14 protein-coding genes and 1 tRNA gene are annotated in these 18,340 nt (G+C 59.4%); 7 read left to right on the top strand and 8 right to left on the bottom strand.

Annotated elements, in window-relative coordinates:
• Positions 1-42: 42 nt before the first annotated feature.
• The gene (locus CA51_RS02980) at positions 43-1,701 is read left to right on the top strand and encodes a HEAT repeat domain-containing protein (protein WP_145282351.1); all 1,659 of its coding nucleotides are present in this window, start codon (positions 43-45) and stop codon (positions 1,699-1,701) included.
• A 26-nt stretch (positions 1,702-1,727) separates the two neighbouring features.
• Positions 1,728-2,279, top strand: a complete 552-nt coding sequence (locus CA51_RS02975; RefSeq protein WP_145117645.1) for a hypothetical protein — start codon at positions 1,728-1,730, stop codon at positions 2,277-2,279.
• On the opposite strand, the gene aspS is transcribed toward CA51_RS02975, so the two are convergent.
• From aspS to lpdA, 3 genes are all read right to left on the bottom strand, one after another.
• Positions 2,276-4,063, bottom strand: a complete 1,788-nt coding sequence (gene aspS, locus CA51_RS02970) for an aspartate--tRNA ligase (protein WP_145117643.1) — start codon at positions 4,061-4,063, stop codon at positions 2,276-2,278. The two genes, CA51_RS02975 and aspS, sit on opposite strands and share 4 nt — an antisense overlap.
• Before the next feature lie 186 nt (positions 4,064-4,249).
• Positions 4,250-5,665 carry a DUF58 domain-containing protein gene (locus CA51_RS02965; protein ID WP_145117641.1) on the bottom strand — a complete coding sequence of 472 codons (1,416 nt, stop codon included), beginning with the start codon at positions 5,663-5,665 and terminating at the stop codon, positions 4,250-4,252.
• Between the two features lie 207 nt (positions 5,666-5,872).
• Entirely contained in the window at positions 5,873-7,264 is a 1,392-nt protein-coding gene (gene lpdA, locus CA51_RS02960) for a dihydrolipoyl dehydrogenase (RefSeq protein WP_145117640.1), read from the bottom strand.
• Between the two features lie 381 nt (positions 7,265-7,645).
• Here lpdA and CA51_RS02955 point away from each other — a divergent pair, with 381 nt between their 5' ends.
• The 3 genes from CA51_RS02955 (at position 7,646) to CA51_RS02945 (ending at position 11,112) form a co-directional block, all read left to right on the top strand.
• A complete protein-coding gene (locus CA51_RS02955) occupies positions 7,646-8,674 on the top strand; it encodes an FAD:protein FMN transferase (RefSeq protein ID WP_145117638.1) in 1,029 nt (342 codons plus the stop codon).
• Positions 8,675-8,731: 57 nt separating this feature from the next.
• Complete coding sequence (locus CA51_RS02950) at positions 8,732-9,541, top strand: hypothetical protein (RefSeq protein ID WP_145117635.1); 810 nt, start codon at positions 8,732-8,734, stop codon at positions 9,539-9,541.
• A 260-nt stretch (positions 9,542-9,801) separates the two neighbouring features.
• Positions 9,802-11,112, top strand: a complete 1,311-nt coding sequence (locus CA51_RS02945; RefSeq protein WP_197451546.1) for a sigma-70 family RNA polymerase sigma factor — start codon at positions 9,802-9,804, stop codon at positions 11,110-11,112.
• Positions 11,113-11,154: 42 nt separating this feature from the next.
• Here the strand turns inward: CA51_RS02945 and CA51_RS02940 are convergent, their stop codons facing one another.
• The 5 genes from CA51_RS02940 to CA51_RS02920 form a co-directional block, all read right to left on the bottom strand.
• Positions 11,155-12,963, bottom strand: coding sequence for a TolC family protein (locus tag CA51_RS02940; protein WP_145117631.1), 1,809 nt, complete (start codon positions 12,961-12,963; stop codon positions 11,155-11,157).
• Positions 12,964-13,167: 204 nt separating this feature from the next.
• Positions 13,168-13,911 carry a hypothetical protein gene (locus CA51_RS02935; RefSeq protein WP_145117629.1) on the bottom strand — a complete coding sequence of 248 codons (744 nt, stop codon included), beginning with the start codon at positions 13,909-13,911 and terminating at the stop codon, positions 13,168-13,170.
• 28 nt (positions 13,912-13,939) lie between these two features.
• Entirely contained in the window at positions 13,940-14,677 is a 738-nt protein-coding gene (locus CA51_RS02930; RefSeq protein ID WP_145117627.1) for a metallophosphoesterase family protein, read from the bottom strand.
• A 17-nt stretch (positions 14,678-14,694) separates the two neighbouring features.
• Positions 14,695-15,246 carry a YqgE/AlgH family protein gene (locus CA51_RS02925; protein ID WP_145117625.1) on the bottom strand — a complete coding sequence of 184 codons (552 nt, stop codon included), beginning with the start codon at positions 15,244-15,246 and terminating at the stop codon, positions 14,695-14,697.
• On the bottom strand, positions 15,243-16,256 hold the full coding sequence (locus tag CA51_RS02920; RefSeq protein ID WP_145117623.1) for a ketoacyl-ACP synthase III: 1,014 nt from the start codon (positions 16,254-16,256) through the stop codon (positions 15,243-15,245). The genes CA51_RS02925 and CA51_RS02920 overlap by 4 nt, the downstream gene beginning before the upstream one ends.
• Before the next feature lie 399 nt (positions 16,257-16,655).
• On the opposite strand from CA51_RS02920, the gene CA51_RS02915 reads away from it, so the two are divergent.
• Together CA51_RS02915 and tig are read left to right on the top strand one after the other, a co-directional pair.
• Positions 16,656-16,728, top strand: a tRNA-Gly gene (locus tag CA51_RS02915).
• A 39-nt stretch (positions 16,729-16,767) separates the two neighbouring features.
• Positions 16,768-18,261, top strand: coding sequence for a trigger factor (gene tig / locus CA51_RS02910; RefSeq protein ID WP_145117621.1), 1,494 nt, complete (start codon positions 16,768-16,770; stop codon positions 18,259-18,261).
• The last annotated feature ends 79 nt before the right edge of the window (positions 18,262-18,340 follow it).

Genomic DNA, 18,340 nt, shown 5'->3' with positions numbered 1-18,340 from the left:
ACAGGCTGAAGCCTGCTTTTCTTGGCCTACCTGGGATTAAATATGCGTCGTCAACTGCCCCTGACTTGCCTGCTGATTTGGATGCTAACGGCATCGATTTGCCGGGGATATTCCCCCGAGCACCCCGAGGTCATGCAGATGGTCGATCGCGGCGTTGCCTACTTGCGAACCGCGAGCACCGAGCATTCGCACCATCCGGTAGGGACAAAGCTGTTGATGGCCTACTCGATCTTTAAGGTCGAGCACGATCACACCGATCCGATAGTGAAAGCTGGGGTCGCCGAGGCATTAAAGTATATCGATGCTCAAGTGAATTCGCGCACCGTCGATCATTACTTTACCTACGCCGGCTCGCTCGCGATGCTGCTGCTGCTGGATGTCGACCACGTCAAGCACGAAGCGGCTATCAAACGCATGGCCCGCCGTTTTCTAGCTCAACAGAAACCGCACGGCGGATTTGGGTATCCCAACGAAAAGGAAGGGGATAATTCGCAGAACCAATATGCGGTGCTCGGCATGTGGTCGCTGCAAAAAGCAGGTTTCGAAGTTCCACCGCGCGTCATGGAAGGCGTCGCGTTGTACCTGATGCAAGTCCAGGACCCGACCGGGATGTGGGGCTATCGAGGCATCCTGCCCAGCGGTGGCGGGCTCGTGAAACAAACGCGGACCCAGATGTCGTTAACCTCGGCGGCTTCGGGCAGCTTGTTGATCGCTGGCGACTTTTTTGGCTTCTACAAAGATCGCGCCCGTCGCAAAAAGAAATCGAGCGACGATGGCCTCCCCGATGCAGTCAGCATCCACCAACCCGAATCCGAAAAGACGGCAGCCAAGGCCAGCCGGCTTAATGCGGCGATGATCAACACCTCCGTCGGCCGCGCCGTTCAACTGTACAACAAAGTCCCATTTCAGTTCTCGAACTTTCCCAAGCGGCCGCACCCTTATTACTACTACGCCGCCTACGCTCACGAACGCTTCATGAGCTTTCTCGAAAACTCGGTCGGCGAATACGAAAACGAACCCGTCTGGTACAACCAGGGCGTCGAAGACCTCAAGCGGTTGCAAGACTCCAACGGCGGTTGGGGGGGCGAAAAGACAAAAGCCGCGGGTCACCAAATCATGTTGACCACGCACGAAAACACAGCATTTGCCGTTCTTTTCCTAATCCGCAGCACGCGACGCGCGATCGGTGAATTGAGCAGTGGAACGATGCAGGGCGGGTATGGGCTTCCCAAAAGCACCAAGGGGATGCAGACCAAGGGGGGCCAGTTGATCGACGCTCCCAAGGCCGGCAGCGTTGGCGGAATGCTCGATTTGCTCGAAAAAGGTGGCGACGATGTCGACGACAAAGCGATCTACGATTCGCTGATCCTGTCGAAAGATCCGCAGGAACGAGCCGACCAATTGAAGCGGCTGAAGCGAATGGTCAAAGGCGGCCCCTACAAGACTCGCCGCGCGGCGGCTCGGATGCTGGGGCAGAGCAGCGACATGGACATCGTGCCGACGCTGATCTTCGCTCTGACCGACCCCGACAAAACGGTGCAACGCGAAGCCCGCAACGGCTTGCGTTTTGTCAGCCGCCGTTTCGAAGGCTTTGGCCTGCCCGACGACCCGACGCCCAAACAGGTCGAAGCTGCCGTCAAAGCTTGGAAAGAGTGGTATCTGCTTTCGAATCCGTCTTACATCTTCCTGGATGAGGGCTGAGCCTCGCGAACCAACGGAGCCGATCGATGCGGATCTTGATCCTGACCGCCGTCGTGACGATGATCGCCGCCAACGCCTGCCCCGCGCAGGTCGTGATGCTGCCGACGTTCGGCACGTTTCAGTATTCGGGCTCGGTCTTGGTTCCCGATGGCGGATCGGCTCACCTGGGCAGCATCGGCCGGTCGGCTGAAAGCAGCCGCAATCCGGGCTGGGGATCGCGATCGACAGGCCGCTCAATCTCTCGCGGAACGATGAGCGCCCACGTTCAGATCATCGACTTGGCCGAGATGGATCGCCAATTGCTAGGCGCCGAACCGGCGGAATTCCTGCGGCAACAGAAGGCCAAAGAAGCGGCCAAGGTTGTCCCGCCGAAACCGATCGATCCGGTCGAGGCAGCGAAACAGCTGGTCCGCGACGCCCGGCGATGCGTGCAAGAAGGCCACCTCAAGGCAGCCGATTATTATTACCGCCGTGCGATCGGCGAATTGCCGAGCGATCTCGCCGCGATCGCTCAGCTGGAATATGACCGCTTCGGCCAGCAGCGTCATCTGCTGGCCCGCCGTCAAATGCAGCCTTAAGCTTGCTGCTTGCTGGCTGGCGGAGTCGTTCGCAAGTACAGCTCTTCCAGCTGCTTCTTGTCGACTTCGCTTGGCGCTTCGGTCATCATATCGGACGCCTTCTGCGTTTTCGGGAACGCGATGCAGTCGCGGATGCTGTCCAGATTGGCGAACAACATCACCCAGCGATCGATTCCCAACGCGATCCCGCCGTGCGGTGGCGCTCCCAGACGCAGCGCGTCCAACAGGAACCCAAATCGCTCCTTCGCCAGTTCAGGCGAAATCCCCAGCAGATCGAAGACCTGTTGTTGGATTCCCGAATCGTGGATCCGGATCGTGCCGCCGCCAGCTTCGCTGCCGTTGATGATCAGATCGTAAGCGATCGCTCGGCAAGCGGCCGGATCTTCTTTCAGCTTCGGCAAATCGGCGGTCCGCGGTGCGGTGAACGGATGATGCATCGCGACCCAACGGTCCTCTTCGGCATCGTGTTCGAACATCGGGAACTCGATCACCCACGAAAAACTCATCGCCTTGGGATCGTACAGCTTCAGTTCCGCACCCAATCGCTTTCGCAAACCGGCCAAACCGCGGCAGGTCACCTCCCACGAATCGGCAAGGAACAGCAACAAGTCGCCCGGTTCGGCTTCCAACCGCTGGCCGATCGCCTGCAATTGCTCCGCTTCCAGATTCTTGCTGATCGGCGACCAGAGCGATCCGTCCTCTTCGACGCGGAACCAAGCCAAGCCCTTGGCCCCAAAGTCCTGCTTGACGTATTCGGTCAGTTCATCGATCTGACGCCGCGAATATTTCGACGCGGCTCCCTTGGCGTTCATGCCGCGGACCTTGCCGCCGGCGTCGACGGCACCGCGGAAGACGCGGAACTCCACATTCGCTGCGATATCGCTGATGTCGACGATCTCCATCCCAAACCGCAGGTCGGGAGCGTCGGTTCCGTATTTGGTCATCGCTTCGTCCCACGTCATCCGTGGCAACTTGGCGGGTGCGTCGATCCCCAACACATCCTTGGCGACCACGCCGACCAGACCATCGATCATCCCGATCACATCGTCCATGTCGACAAACGACATCTCGAGGTCCAACTGCGTGAACTCCGGCTGGCGATCGGCGCGAAGATCTTCGTCGCGGAAACATTTGGCGACCTGCACGTAGCGGTCGAAACCGGCGACCATCAAGATCTGCTTGTACAGCTGAGGCGATTGCGGCAGCGCATAGAATTCGCCGGGATGAACGCGGCTGGGAACCAGGTAATCGCGAGCACCTTCGGGAGTGCTGCGGCCCAGGATCGGCGTCTCGACGTCGATGAAGTCGCGATCGGCGAAATAGTCGCGCATCAGCTTGATGATCCGGCTGCGAAGGACCATCGTGTCGAGCATCTTGGTGCGACGGAGATCCAAATAACGATGCTTCAGTCGCAGATCTTCGCCCGGCAGATCTTGCTGCGACGGAACAAACGGGGCCTGTTGGCAGCTGTTCAGCAGTTCCAAATCCTTGGTCCGCAGCTCGATATCGCCGGTCGCCAGCTTATCGTTGTGCTTCCCTTCCAATCGCGCCGCGACGGTCCCGACGACCTTGATCACCGACTCATTCGCCAACCGACCGGCGGCGTCGACAGCTTCCTGACCGCACTCGGGGCCAACAACTACCTGGGTGATTCCGTAGCGATCGCGGAGATCGATAAAGACCGCACCGCCGTGGTCCCGCGTGCTTTCAACCCAACCGCAAAGTGTGACTTCAGTGTCAATATCCTGCGACCGAAGCTGGCCGCATGTGTGCGAACGTAACAATTTAGTGACCTTTTGAGGCGTTTTTGAAATGCTGGGAGGGTCCGGAACGCGTCCGGCGAAAACGATCTAGACGAGCATTTTACTTGCGATCCTCTGGCCGGGAAGGTCACCACCGAAACAACCCGTCGGGGCAGGGGATTGACGGTGACGCGCCGTTGTCGGATCGGTAGAGCCACCAGAACCGCGTTACAGCAGGTGCTTGGCTTTGATTTCCAGATACTGATTCACCAGCGGAGCGGTCATCTGTTCGGGAAACAGATCCATCGCCAGCACTCCGGCATGTTTCATGTCCTGGATCACTTGATTCCGCCAACACAGGATCTCCGCTGCCGCCGCGGCCCGATACAGTCGCTGCGGATCGTTTGACGGATGATCAGCCGCGTCGAACAACTGGTGATCTCGCAACAGGATCCCCAGCGGCAGATGTTTGCCGACGAGATTCGACAGGTAATCGGTCACCTGACCAGCGTTCACCTCATCGATCACATTGGTCGCCATCACGACTAACGATCGCTGCTTGCAGTGATTGGAGAGATACAAAAACGCCTTATCGAAGCGAGATTCGACCAGCTGAGGGAACTGGTTGAAGCCGGCCTGCAGCAGCCGATTCATCTGCGCCTTGCCGGTCCGAGGCGGGATGTAGGCGTGGATTCGATCGGAGAAGCAGAGCATGCCGACGGCGTCGCCGCGAGCCAGAGCGACGTGAGCCATCATCAGGAACGAATTGAGCGCGTGATCCAACAGCGTCATCCCATCGTGCTCGTTCGTCATCATCCGACCGCAATCGAGCATGAAGATCACCCGCTGCGATTGGTCGGTTTGAAACTGGCGAACGGTCAGCTTGTTCCGCCGCGCGGTCGTCCGCCAATCGATGTGCCGATAATTATCGTCGCGGGAATAATCTCTCAGCCGCTCGAAATCGTTGTCCTGACCGATCCGTCGCGACTGCCGCACGCCGATCAGACTCAGTCGATCCTGCCGCGCCAGCAAGGCGTAATCGCTCAACTGCTTCATGTCGGGATAGACGTTCAGCTTCGATTCGCACGGCAATTCGATATGCCGCCGCCACAACCGCAGCCCGCTGACGACTTCCAGATAGACCGTCGTCAGCTCAGCCACGCCGCGACGCATCGGCGTCAATCGCCGCCGAAACGTCAACTGGCTGCGCGACGGCAGCGTCAACGGATGCTGTTCGGGGCTGCTGAGAAAACCTTCGGGAAGATCATCCCGCACGCTACCGCGAAGCGACCGCGGCCCGCGATTGATGACCGTCAGATCGACCGACGTCGGAGCACCGATCGACGCGGTCCGAACCAATTGCCGCTGAGCCGTCAGGCCGCGCGAGCCGGGTAACATCAGATAGTCGACCAAGCCGACAACCAGGATCACCGCGTCGACCGCGATCACCGCGTAAGCCCAGGCGTCGGTTAGCGTCACCGCCAGACTGAGCGCCGCCGGGATGATCAGTAGTCCGATCCACAGCCGGCTGGGATAGGTCTTGCGAACCAACGCGACGATCACCAGTGGCAGCAACACCACGGCCAACAACAACCAAGGGTAGTTGGCCAGGCGGCCGATCGCTTCGGTTGTGGAATTTGGCATTAAAAACGCAGGTCGGTTAGCTCAAACGATTCGCGGCGATCGGCGAGGCGGCAAGCTCAAACGCTTCCCGCCCCAAATGCTTAAGCACATCAAGCAGCACAAAGTTTTTCTAGTTTAACCGCGTGGGCATCGCCCCGCGCTTCCATCCCCGCGCGGCCCGCAGAGAGCCTCGCCGATCAACCGAAAAACAAACGGTGCCACGCCCAATTAAAAGGTGTGCAAGGCGCGGCCGTCGACGCCCAATGCCGCTTCGTGCAACGATTCGGAGAGCGTTGGATGCGCGTGGCAGCAGCGAGCGATATCCTCGGCGCTGGCGCCAAACTCCATCGCCGCTCCCGCTTCGGCGATCAGATCGCCCGCTCGAGCCCCGATGATGTGAACGCCCAACACGCGGTCGGTTTTGGCGTCGGCCAAGACCTTCACGCGGCCTTCGGTCTCGCCCAGCGTGTGAGCACGGCCGTTGGCACCGTAGGGAGCCATTCCCTTCTTGTACTCGATCCCCGCTTCCTTCAACTGCTCTTCGGTCTTGCCGACCGCAGCGATTTCCGGATGCGTGTAAACGATCGCCGGGATCACATCGTAATTGAAGTGGCTGCCCATGCCGGTCATCCGCTCGACGCAGACGACGCCCTCTTCCATCGCTTTGTGAGCCAGCATCGCGCCGCCGATGCAATCGCCCAGAGCGTAAATTCCCGGGACCGATGTTTGGTAGTTGGCATCGACTTCCAGGAACCCGCGTTTGTCGGTCGCGACTCCGGCAGCATCCAATCCGATCTTGTCGGTCGACGGAACGCGGCCGGTCGCCAGCAGCACGCGATCGGCTTCGATCGTTTCGCCCGCCTTGGTCTTGATCACGCACAGATCGCCTTGGACCTTGGCTGATTCGACAAACGTCGACATCTTGAATTCCAAGCCCTGCTTGGTGAAGGTCCGCTTGGCGATCGACGCCAGTTCGCTGTCGATCCCAGTCAGGATGCGGTCCAAGGCTTCGAGCACGACGACCTTGCTGCCCAGTCGATTCCAAACGCTTCCCAGCTCCAACCCGATGTAGCCGCCGCCGATCACAACCAACCGCTCGGGAACTTCGGGAAAGCTGAGCGCCATCGTACTGTTGCCGATCCGCTGGCCATCCTCTTCGATCGACGGGAAGGACATCGGCCGCGAGCCGACCGCGATGATCGTCTTGGCGGCTTTGACGCGAGCGGGCGTCTTGCCTTCGATTTCGATCGTGTCGGAGCTGATGAAGCGGCCGCGGCCGTTATAAGTCGTCACCTTGTTCTTCTTCAGCAGCATGTTGATGCCGCCGGTCAGCGTGTCGACGACCTTCTCCTTGCGGTTCATCATCGTCGGCAGATCCAACTCGACATCGCCGATCTTCAGACCGTGATTGGAGAACGACGTCTTGGCGTCGTGATACAAATGGCTCGATTCCAACAACGCCTTGCTGGGGATACAGCCGACGCGGAGACAGGTGCCGCCATAGCGTTCATTTTCGTCGATACAGGCGACGTTCATTCCCAGCTGAGCGGCGCGAATCGCTGCCACGTATCCACCGGGTCCACCGCCCAAGACAACCAAATCATGCTGCGCCGTATTCATTCCAATCCTATCGATCCAAGAGCTGTAAAAGTTTTTAACAAGTTGAGTGCGGGCCGCGCGCCCAGTCGCCTCGCGACGCCGTCGCGAGCCGTCATGCGCAAAAACCGCCGTCGCGCAAGGCTTACTTTATCGCCGATTCGAGTCCCGCATGCGACCCGGCAAAGCAAAAGCAAGTCTATCGACAATAGACAGACCGGCGGGCCAACCGTTCCAAGTCAGGTCCGTTTTTGTGTCCGCGCAAATCAGCCGCCAACTGAAACACGGAACACGCCGCGCCAACCGTTCACCGCGGGCTATGCCTACGGCCTGCAAAAGCTACTAAAATGAAAACGGAACATAAAAAACGTCCTCCAACCCAAATCCAACTCAGCGGCCAATCCCTTGAACAACGCGGCTTCTCCTTCGGAAAACTCTCCCAGCATCGCCCGCCCCGGCGAACTGATCTCGGTCATCCGCCCCGCGATGGCGACGGAGTTTGAGGTGCTGATGCCGGCCGACGTCGATCGCGAGGCGCCGGAGATCGCGTTGGAAGCGCTCGAATGGATTCGCACGCTCGAGGGAATCTTTTCGGTCTATCGCTCCGACAGCGACATCTCCAAGCTGAACCGCGAAGCTGCCGAGCGGCCCGTCCGCGTCGATCCGCACCTCTTCAAGATCGTCCAACAAGCGGTCGCTATATCCGAAGCGACCGGCGGCGCGTTCGACATCACCGCCGGGCCGCTTGTCGACGCCTGGGGTTTCACCAACCGCAGCGGACGCAAGCCGAGCGACGAAGAACTTGCCGCGGCGCTGCAGGCTGTCGGATACAAGAACTTGGAACTCGACGCCGACCAACAAACGATCCGCTTCAAACAGCCGGGGATGCGGATCAACCTCGGGGCGATCGGCAAAGGGTACGCCCTGGACCAAGCTGTCGCGATGCTGGTCACCTCGGGCGTTGAAAACTTCCTGATCCATGGCGGGCAGAGCAGCATCGTAGCGCGGGGCAGCCGACGGCCGGGGGAACCGGGCTGGCCGATCGCGCTGAGCCATCCGATCCGCAGCCATCGGAAACTGGGCCGCGTGTGGCTGCAGAACGAATCGCTTTCGACGAGCGGTTCGGGGAAACAGTTCTTCCACTATCGCGGCCAACGACTCGGCCACATGATCGACCCGCGAACCGGCTGGCCCGGCGGCGATCTGCTGTCGCTGACGTTGATCGCCAAAGTCGCCGCCGAATCGGACGCCCTGGCGACGGGGCTGTTCGTCGACGGGATGCCCAAAGCGACTCAGTTCGTCGAAGCCAATCCGGGGCTCGGAATCGTCGGGGTCGCTGAGGTCGATCGCAGCAGCGAAGTCGAAGTCGTTGCGGTGGCGATCGCCGACGAGCGTTGGGAACCGTTCCAGGAGAGTCCACGCGACCTGAACTAGACCTGCGGCAGAAAAGCTCTCGTCGCCACTTCGCACCACGCTCTACGAACCAGGCAAATGCAAATGGACCATGGCAACGATTCCACGCCGCTCGCGACACGCCCAATCTGTTCGTCTCGCACCGTCGCAGCGATCGCCTTCTTAGGAGCGGCTATCCTCGCGATTGGCATCGTGTCCGGTGCGATCCAAAACCGAGACCCCAATTCTTGGTTCATCTTTGCATTTATTGGTGCGTTGGTCAGCTGGAATGCGACCGTCGCCACCTGCTGCTTGGCCAAGGGCCCCCACCTGCCGCTCCGATTGGTGTTGTTTGCCGTCACCATTTTGTTTTCGACGGCAACCTCGTCGGTCTTGGGCGGCGACACGGTCCAATTTTTTGCACCCTTCTTTTTGTCGTCGGCGATGCTTGCCTGGCTGCTGAGTTTTGCTGCGGGCTTTCCCGCCTGGCGGCTGGCAAACGATCCCAATCCGGCAGCGCGATCCCAGTATTCGATTCGCGGCCTGTTGACCCTCACGACTTGCGTCGCCGTGCTGTTCACGCTCTTCAAACAACTCGCCCCATCGCAGCGTGATCTGACAGCGATGACAATTTTGGGTGTCGGCGGGACAGCGGGTTGGTTATTGGGGTGTTCCTCGTTTTGCCATCGCACCTATCGGTGGCCGCTGGCGACGCTCGTCCTACTGGCTTTGCTCTGCCTCAGCTTCTGGACACTCATGACCAATTACGACTTTGGACAACCGAGATCGGGCACCTTCGAAGTCTGCTTTGTCTACCCAGCGGCCAGCTACAGCATCCCCGCCATCATCGGCCGCTTCACCCAACCATCCCCCACGCCAATCGACGAAGCCCTGGCAATCGACGCCTGATACCGCTGGCATGCCTTGCCCTAGCAGCCAGCCTGCCGATTCGCCTTCGCTTTCGCTAAACCGAAACCTTCGAGGGGCTTCGAACTCTGCCAGGAGTACGGTTTCCCACCGACGATTGTCGATCGGGCCCCAACCCTCAAATCGAGCTGAAACGCCTCCGCCGCATGCTCAAGGGCTGCGATTTTCGCTTTCCGGCATGCCGATTGCACCCCTGTCGCCTTGCACTTGGCTCTGCCAACTTGATTTGGAAAGGCGATATCATGGAAAAAACATACCGACAGGGCGGTGGCGGTTGGATAAACCGGTCGCCGATCTCCTCTGGCCGACACTTCCCCAACGATAGCGAAGGGGTTACCGAATACTTTGCAGCCGTCTCGCGGACCGAACTATTGACGCCCGAAGAGGAGGTTCTGGCAACGCAGCGGATCAAGCGGACGCGGAATGCGTACCGCCGCGCGATGCTAGCCGACGCTTCGATCATCGCGTCGATCGCCGACGTCTTTAACGAGGCGACGCAGAGCAACCACCGCATCGATGCGATCATCGACGTCGCGCCTCATGATCGGACACGTGTCGCGTTATTGCGACGCGCGTTGCCCGTGGCAACTCAATCGCTGCTTCGCTTCGATCACGAAAACAGCTTGGACCAAAAAATAACTGCCTCGCGGCAAACGTCTCGAAAACGACGCGTCGCGGCACTGCATCGGGTGCGGCATCGCATTCGCGTCTGTCGCCGATTGGTCAACGACCTGCCGCTGCGATTGGAGGTGCTCGAACAAGCCTACGAGACGGCGTCGCGCGGCGAAAGCACTTCGGCGATGCAAACCAATCGACGCCGAGTCCAAGCGCTGCGTCAATCGCTGCTGCAACAGAAGCGGGAATTTGTCAGCCACCACTTGCGACTGGTGATCCCGATCGCGAAGGGCTACCGAGGCCGCGGGCTCGGATTTTCCGACCTGATCCAGGAAGGGAACGCCGGCCTGATGCGAGGGATCGAAAAGTTTGATCCCGACCGCGGCTTCCGCTTCAGCACTTACGCCACGTGGTGGATCCGGCAAGCGATCTCCCGCGCCGTGACGACTCATGCCCGAGCGGTTCGGATCCCGACCGCCGTCCTGACCGGCGTCCGCGATGTTCGACAGGCGAGCGAGCTGTTCGTTCACGCGCACCACCGCCAGCCGACCGTCGACGAACTGGCGAAGCTGACGGGAGTGTCGGTCGACAAAGCCCACCGCACTCGCGAAGCGATGCGCGAGACGGTTTCGATCGACGACTCCAACGCGATGCAACGACAATCGATCGCCGAACTTTTGCATGATTCATCGCAGGCGAGCGATCCGACGGCGGGGCTGGAGCGAGAGGAGATCGACCGGACGGTGCAGATGGTTCTCGACGCGCTGTTGCCACGCGAACGACGCGTCGTCGAACTGCGTTACGGGATGGACGACGGAAGCCCCAAGACACTGCTGCAAGTCAGCCAAGCGATGTCGCTGTCGCGGGAACGGATCCGGCAGATCCAAAGCACTGCGATCGCCAAGATGCGCGACGTCGCCGAACAGATCGACGACTAAATCGCTGGCGACCGTCGGCGCGATCGCCAAGCGGCGAAGCTGCTACAGCGGCGTTTCGACGAACAACTGTCCGTCGGCACGGCGGAGCTGCAGAATCGCGACGTTATAGCGAGCCAAAGCGGTAACATAATTCGACTCAGCCGTTCGCAAACGCTCTTGCGCTTCGAGCATCGCCACGATGTTGTGAGTCTCCGCGCCGTTGGCACGCAGGACGGCCAATTCTTCCATCACCTTCTCAGCCGTCTCGGCTTCGAGTCGCAATTGAGCAAAGTTGCCGCGGAGCTTCAGCATCGCGTCTTTGACGTCCAACCGCACCAAATCCATCACGACCTCAAGCTCTTGCGAAGCCCGAGCATCGACGGCGATCGACTGCCTCCCGACAGATCCCAACCGCGCGATCGCAGCTTTGACTTCGGCACGCTCGGCCAACGCCAACTCCAATTCCGTCGCCTCGCTGCGCGACAACTCGCACTGACAGGGAACATCCTGCGGCATCAGTTCGATATCTTTTTGCCAACCGGGAACGCTGACCAAAAACGCCAGTTCGTTCTGCGCCTGTTTCAGTTCGATCCGCATCGCATTGGCATCCGCACGACGCTGGCGGATCGTCGCTTCGACAGTCACAAAACGCTGACGGTCGCTTTCCGAAGCGTATTGCCGCGTGCTCTGTTCGTATAAAGCGAGCGCCGCATCGTGGTGCCGCTGCGCGATCGCAACCAGGGCTCGCAACCGATAGACGTTCCAATAGGCATCGGCAATCTGCAACAAGAAATCGGCGGTCTCTGCACACGTGTCGCTGGGACTAGCCGATGTGCGGTGGCGAGCGACAAAGACCAATTCGCTGCTGAGCGTCGGATCGCAACCGGGCAGGCGAGGGCGGCTGTAACGCAACGTCAGCTGGGACATCGGATATCCGCCATGCCGCGGCAAGACTTCATCCAGTCGCACGACTTCCAACAGCGGCGAATGCTGCAGCGCGATCGTGATCAATTGATCCAGATCGACAGCCACCTTTTGAGGATCATCCAGATGGCAACCGGTCTGCACGTCGGCTTGCCACCAAGGCGTCCACTGCGTCGTCGACACGGCGGGACTGGCCATCGGTTGCCCGCCGATCGGTTCCTGAATCACGCGGCCTCGGGCTGGCTGAGGCGAGATCGGACTCGCGGGCGACGGTTCGACCAACGGCATCCCCGGCTGAATCGGTTCGGCACCGCGAGGCTCCGTCGCCAACGGGTTTGCCGTCGGTGCCGGCGACATTGGACGATATGTTTCGCTTTCGGTCGGCTCGCCCTCTCGCAACGCTTTCGGCAAGATCTCGCTGAAGACTCGCGGCTTGCGGGGCAGGGGGGCCGACTGCGGTTGGACCTCTTGGTTCGGCGACATCTGCGGCCTCACCGACTGGTCGCGCACTTGGTCGGCAGCCGCAGGCAACGGTCGCGTCTCGACATTCGCTGGCGGGTTTGCTGGCGCGACCGCCGGATCGGGCTGTTCGATCGCCGGGACGGGTTTGCTATCGATATCCGACGCCCCAGCGGCTTCCTTGCGACGCGAATATTCGCCTTCCAAACGGTGCGGCACAACGACATGGGGCGTCGCCAGATCGTTGACCGGCGGCAGACGGCGAGGCACGCTCGATCTCTGCGGCGGCGAGACCGGTGGCGGCACAACGGGTCGCTTTCGGTCGGGGACCTCTTCGACCAGAATGCTACCGGTCCCCGGCTCGCTGACGACCAACGGGTTGCTTCGCGGCGGGGCCGATTCATCTTGCGTCCAAGCCAGCGTCGCGCCGGCGATCACAAGGACCGTCGCGGTAGGAATCAGCAGAATAGTGGGACGCACAATTGCCATGGGAATCACGACCTTCGATCAGCTTAGAATCTCGCTGGATGCCCTCCAGGCGACGCACTCAATCGTCGCAGCAGCTATCGAACCACCCGACATGAAGCGTTGCAGCACCGGACGTGCATCCTCTTCGTTATCGGAACAACCGCTGCGATCGGGCCAAGCTGAATTGCCGTGAAATCGGCGTTTTTCCGAACTTATTTGCAAGCATCAGCAACTGAGGCAGAACCGCAAATCGCCGATGGTGAGCGTCAGCGGCACAGCGAGCTCGACCGTCTCACCAGGCATCAGCCGCGTGCGGAAACCTGTCTGCACCGCAACTTGGCTGGAGAGATTTTCCAGCCGAGCCCCGACCGAACACCGCGAGATTCTCAACTGACGGCGGGAGACCTGCAGGTTGTCGATCACGGCGATGACCAGCTTGCGGTTGCCGTCGGCCAAGACCTCGCCAAACGGCGGCGGCTGGCCGATCGATTGGCGACCAATTTCCAGCGGCCGATGGAACCGAAGCCGCACCAGTTCGGTGTCGCCACGGACAACCGCCAACCACAGATGCGGGACCTCCTGCTCGACGCGGCAGATCATTTTTTCGATCGCCTGGCGAGGTAACGCTTCGAAGCGGGTCGAGAGATCTTCGGGCGTTGGCGGGTGATCCCACTTCAACCGCACCCGATACTCCTCGCTGATCAACTCCTGCAATCGCTGCGGGTCTTCGGCCAACGCGGGCCGCAGCCGGCAATAGTCTTCGACTTGCGGAGAGTTTTGCACGGCGGCCTGCCGCGAAGCCTCCTCGGGCAACGGATATTGCCACCGATATTCCAGGTCGATCATCGCCAGTTCCGCCGCATCGTCGATGGGCAATTCGGGATCGCGCAACATGCGATCGACATCGGCCCACCGTCGCTGCTGCCAAGCCGCTTCAAATTCGTCGATCCACGGAGATTCATCCATCATTGCCAAGCCGATCGATCGGAGCAGCCTTTTAACGAGTCGCTTGCTTACGGGAAAACCGTTGCCGCAGTGCCTGGGCCGCCTCTCGGATCCGCCGCTTGACCGTCAATCCGAATTTGCGGCGAGCGTGGCCGTGCAGATTGGCTTGCCAAACCTCGGCGGTATCTAAATCAAACGCCGTCAACCAACCGCCGCCGAAACAATAGGTGTCGATGCAGACCAGATGCCCCAGATCCAACACCTCGAGATTGGCTTGCGGCGTGTGACCAACGAGCACTCGCTTGCCGCTGTGGTGGGGCAGCGGAGCGACCGGCGGCAGATGCTCCCAAAAAAGATGCTGTTCGCCCAACCGATCCATCGGCTGTTCGGGCAGATAGGAGGCGTGGACGCAGATGTTGCGATCGTTTTCCCAGTAGGAGCGGCAGGTCTTCAGGAACTCGATATGCCGCGTCGGAATATGGTGCAGCGCCCCGCCGTAGCTAGCCAGCGTCGCGTTGCCACCACACGCCAACCAGATCTTGTCTTCCATTCCGCCACAGACGACGCCCAGAAACATGATCTCATGGTTGCCCAACAGCGGCACCAGATTGCATCGCTGCTGCAGTTCGATCAACTGATCGACGACACCGCGGCTGTCGGAGCCGCGATCGACGTAATCGCCTAAAAAGACGAGCGTATCCTCGGGCGTCGGCGCGATATTCTCGATCAACGTCCGCAAGGCGCGACTGCAACCGTGAATGTCTCCAAAAGCGATGGTGCGTCCCGACATCCTGCTCGACTTTTGGGCTAGTTCATTTGAGAATCGACGTTGCTTGCAAACGGAACCGCTTCGCCGATGATCGATCGCCCAACGCGTTTGACCAGCGATTCCCAGAGCGGCTCGAAATCGCCGAAGACCTCGTCTGCGGTAGCATCACAGGTCAACCAACCACCCGACTTCATTTCGGATTCCAACTGGCCCGCTCCCCAGCCACTGTACCCCGCAAAAAACCGGACCCGAGCGTTGGGGCGATTCGCTAGCAGGATGATCGATTCCTGTTCGCTGGTGACAAACAGGCCTCCTTCGCAATCGAGATCGGCCAGGTTAGCGTCTTCGTGCAATGCACACAGCGGGCCCTCGACGGGTCCGCCCAGATAAACCAGATCCTCGCGGACTCCGGAACTCCCCATCGTCGATTCGAGCAACTGCTGCAGACGAAGATCGCTGGGGCGGGTCAGAACCAAGCCCAACGCTCCGTCGACATCGTGCTTGACCATGAAGACTACCGTCCGCTGGAAATTGCTGTCGGGCAGGTAGGGGGATGCGAGCAGAAACTTACCGTTTAATAGTTGTGTCATCGACCTGCTCGCTCAAACGTGTCTTTCCACAAACACCCCGCCCACGACCATCCGACGCCAAACCCAACCAACACGTTCGTGGAACCTTGGCTCAGCGTACCATCGCGTCGAAGTTCGTCAATCAGAATCGGGACGGTCGCCGAGACGGTGTTGCCGACGTCGCGGAGCCGAATCGGCAAACGCGCTTCTTCGACTCCCATGCTGATCCGCAACTGTTCCAACATTTTAAAAGTCGCTTGATGCAGCAGGAATAGATCGATGTCGTCGGTCGTCAGATCGTTGCGTTGGACGATCTCTTCGATCAATTTTGGAACCGCACCGACGGTGAAATTGATCAAACTGGGGCCATCCATATAAAGACGACTCTTCCAGCGTTTGCGATGTCGCGGTTTGTGAGCATCTTGGGGAGCGCGAGCCCCACCATCGGCGACTAACAAAGTGTCCGCTCCACTCCCATCGCTACCAAACTGGAATCCCCACAACGACTTCTCGTCGCTAGCTTGGACCAAGGTAGCTGCCGCGGCATCGCCGAAGATCGTCCGCAGACTGCGATCGTCGGCATCGATGTATTTCGAATAGGTCTCAGCGGTGATCAGCAAAATCCGCCGGGCGACTCCCGATTGAATCAAACCGTCGGCCATCGCCAAACCGTAGACAAACCCCGAACAGCCCAGGTTGTAATCGATAGCGCCGCAAGTCGATGACAGCCCCAGCCGCTGTTGCAGCAGACAAGCTGTCGTCGGCAGCGGGTAATCGGGGGTCTGAGTGCAGAGCATTATAAAGTCGACCGACTCGCGATCGATGTCATGCTCTGCGAACAGTTTTTCTGCCGCCTTCACAGCCAGATCGGCTGCCGTTTCACCGTCAGCGGAGATATGCCGCTGCATGATCCCCGTTTTTTCCCCAATTACCTGTAGATCCCATTCGGGATGCTCGGCTTGCAATTGAGCGTTCGTTTCAACGCGTTCGGGCAGATGGACAGCAATTGGTCCGATTTGGGCGTAAGGCACGTGGAACCTTCGTGAAACAGGCAGACTGAACCAGGCGGGACAAAACGCCCAAACCGTTGTAAAAACTAGCATTCACCGCGGCGATGCCCAGCGTATCACGCCATTCTCCCCTCCGGCAACCGGTCGGCAAATCGCCCCTAACCGTTAATCTGGCAATTTATCCGCTACAGTTTACCACCGGGCCTTGCACGGGATCGCGGTAGTTCTATAATTCCCCTCATGCCACAGAGGTGAACGCGACGAAACAATTCGTATCAGCATTCCCTCTGAGGCGCTGAACACGCTATCGCAAGTGTTGCCAACAACATCACTAACAACTTTGGCGGACCACGGAATTCCTTCCCGGCCCCTAAGTCCAACGTAAGACGTGTTCAACATTCAGAGTAAAGGAATTTCCAGGCGGGTGTAGCTCAGTTGGCAGAGCACAACGTTGCCAACGTTGTTGTCGTGGGTTCGAATCCCATCACCCGCTCTTCTACTCTCTTTTTTCTCTCGAGAGGCCCTCAACGGCATGTCCACAACCGATGCCCCAAGTTCGTCCGAAAACACCGAAGCGACCAAGCTGACACTGACCGTTGAGGTCGATGCGCCGCAGACTTGTCTTCGCCACGTTGTTGTGACCGTCTCCCGAGGTGATGTCGAACGCTACCTAAAGAACGCCTACGACGAACTGGCTCCCGAAGCCAGCGTCCCCGGTTTTCGCGCTGGCCGCGCGCCGCGCAAACTGGTTGAAAAGCAGTTCAAGGAACGCGTTGCCGACCAGGTCAAAGGTCAGCTGTTGATGGACAGCCTGGGCCAAGTGACCGAAGAGCAAGCTTTCTCGGCGATCAGCGAACCCGATTTCGATTTCGAATCGGTCGAACTGCCCGAGAGCGGCGATTTCCGCTTTGAATTCAAAGTCGAAGTCCGTCCCGAATTCGATACGCCGCAATGGAAGGGCCTCAGCCTGACCGAACCGGACGAACAAGTCGACGACGAAGCAATCGACGCCTCGGTCGCTCGCGTAATGTCTCGCTACTCGAAGTACGAAGCTGTCGACGACGCAGCCAAGATGGGCGATCGCCTGCTGGTTACCGCGACCTTCCGCAACGAAGGCGAAGTCCTTTCCGAAATGGAAGAGGAACGCGTCGAATTGGTCTCGGGACTTAGCTTCCCCGACGGCCGTTGCGAAGAGTTTGGTAAGTTGATGGAAGGTGTTCGCGAAGGCGAAACCCGCACCGGCAAGGTGACCGTCAGCCAAGAAGCTCATCCTGAATTGGGTGGCAAAGAAATCGAAGCCGAATTCAATGTCATCGAAGTCAGCCGCAATGAAGTTGCCGAACTGACTCCAGCGGTTCTCGAAGAGCTTGGCGATTTCGAAACCGAAGAAGAACTTCGCAAGTTCATCGCCGAGAGCCTGCAACGCCAGATCGACTACCGTCGCCAGCGTTCGCTGCGTAGCCAAATCACCAAAACCCTGACCGAAGACGCCAACTGGGAATTGCCTCCAGATCTCGTTCGTCGCCAAACGCGACGCGAACTGGAACGTCAAATCCTCGAAATGCGTCGCAGCGGTTTCCAGGAAGAAGACATTCGCAACATGGTCAACATGGCGCGACAAAATGCTCAAGCCCAGACCGAAGCGGCACTGCGTGAGCACTTCATCCTAGAGAAGATCGCTGACGATCAAGACATCGATGCAGCACCAAGCGATTATGACGATGAAATCGCGCTGATCGCTGAACAGAGCGACCAGCCCGAACGCCGCGTCCGTGCTCGCCTGGAAAAATCGGGGCAGATGGACGCTCTGCGGAACCAAATCGTCGAACGCAAGGTGATCGAAATGATCACTGCCGACGCGACGGTTACCAAAGAGAAGGCCGAGAAGAAAGAAGACGGATCCGGCAACGATCGCGACTTCGCAGTCGACCACAGCTTGGTTCGCGCCAAGGAAGAGTTGCCCGAAGCGAAATACGACGACAGCAACAAGGGCGAGGCTTCGGAAACGCCAACCAACAAGTCGTAGCGATCGCGGCGATTGGCGATCCGCCAATCACAAAACAAAAATGAATCAAAGGGACAGGTTTCGACCTGTCCCTTTTTTT

This window comes from Rosistilla oblonga, from assembly GCF_007751715.1.
Classification (GTDB): domain Bacteria; phylum Planctomycetota; class Planctomycetia; order Pirellulales; family Pirellulaceae; genus Rosistilla; species Rosistilla oblonga.
The sequence above is the reverse complement of the archived record's forward strand: the minus strand, read 5'-3'. Positions and strand labels throughout refer to the sequence as shown.

Bases quoted from the DNA above. Each gene is read 5' to 3' on its own strand.
- CA51_RS02925 (WP_145117625.1), bottom strand. From the start codon at position 15,246: ATGACACAACTATTAAACGGTAAGTTTCTGCTCGCATCCCCCTACCTG.
- CA51_RS02930 (WP_145117627.1), bottom strand. From the start codon at position 14,677: ATGTCGGGACGCACCATCGCTTTTGGAGACATTCACGGTTGCAGTCGC.
- tig (WP_145117621.1), top strand. From the start codon at position 16,768: ATGTCCACAACCGATGCCCCAAGTTCGTCCGAAAACACCGAAGCGACC.
- CA51_RS02945 (WP_197451546.1), top strand. From the start codon at position 9,802: ATGGAAAAAACATACCGACAGGGCGGTGGCGGTTGGATAAACCGGTCG.
- CA51_RS02975 (WP_145117645.1), top strand. From the start codon at position 1,728: ATGCGGATCTTGATCCTGACCGCCGTCGTGACGATGATCGCCGCCAAC.
- CA51_RS02980 (WP_145282351.1), top strand. From the start codon at position 43: ATGCGTCGTCAACTGCCCCTGACTTGCCTGCTGATTTGGATGCTAACG.
- CA51_RS02935 (WP_145117629.1), bottom strand. From the start codon at position 13,911: ATGATGGATGAATCTCCGTGGATCGACGAATTTGAAGCGGCTTGGCAG.
- lpdA (WP_145117640.1), bottom strand. From the start codon at position 7,264: ATGAATACGGCGCAGCATGATTTGGTTGTCTTGGGCGGTGGACCCGGT.
- CA51_RS02950 (WP_145117635.1), top strand. From the start codon at position 8,732: ATGCAAATGGACCATGGCAACGATTCCACGCCGCTCGCGACACGCCCA.
- CA51_RS02965 (WP_145117641.1), bottom strand. From the start codon at position 5,665: ATGCCAAATTCCACAACCGAAGCGATCGGCCGCCTGGCCAACTACCCT.
- CA51_RS02940 (WP_145117631.1), bottom strand. From the start codon at position 12,963: ATGGCAATTGTGCGTCCCACTATTCTGCTGATTCCTACCGCGACGGTC.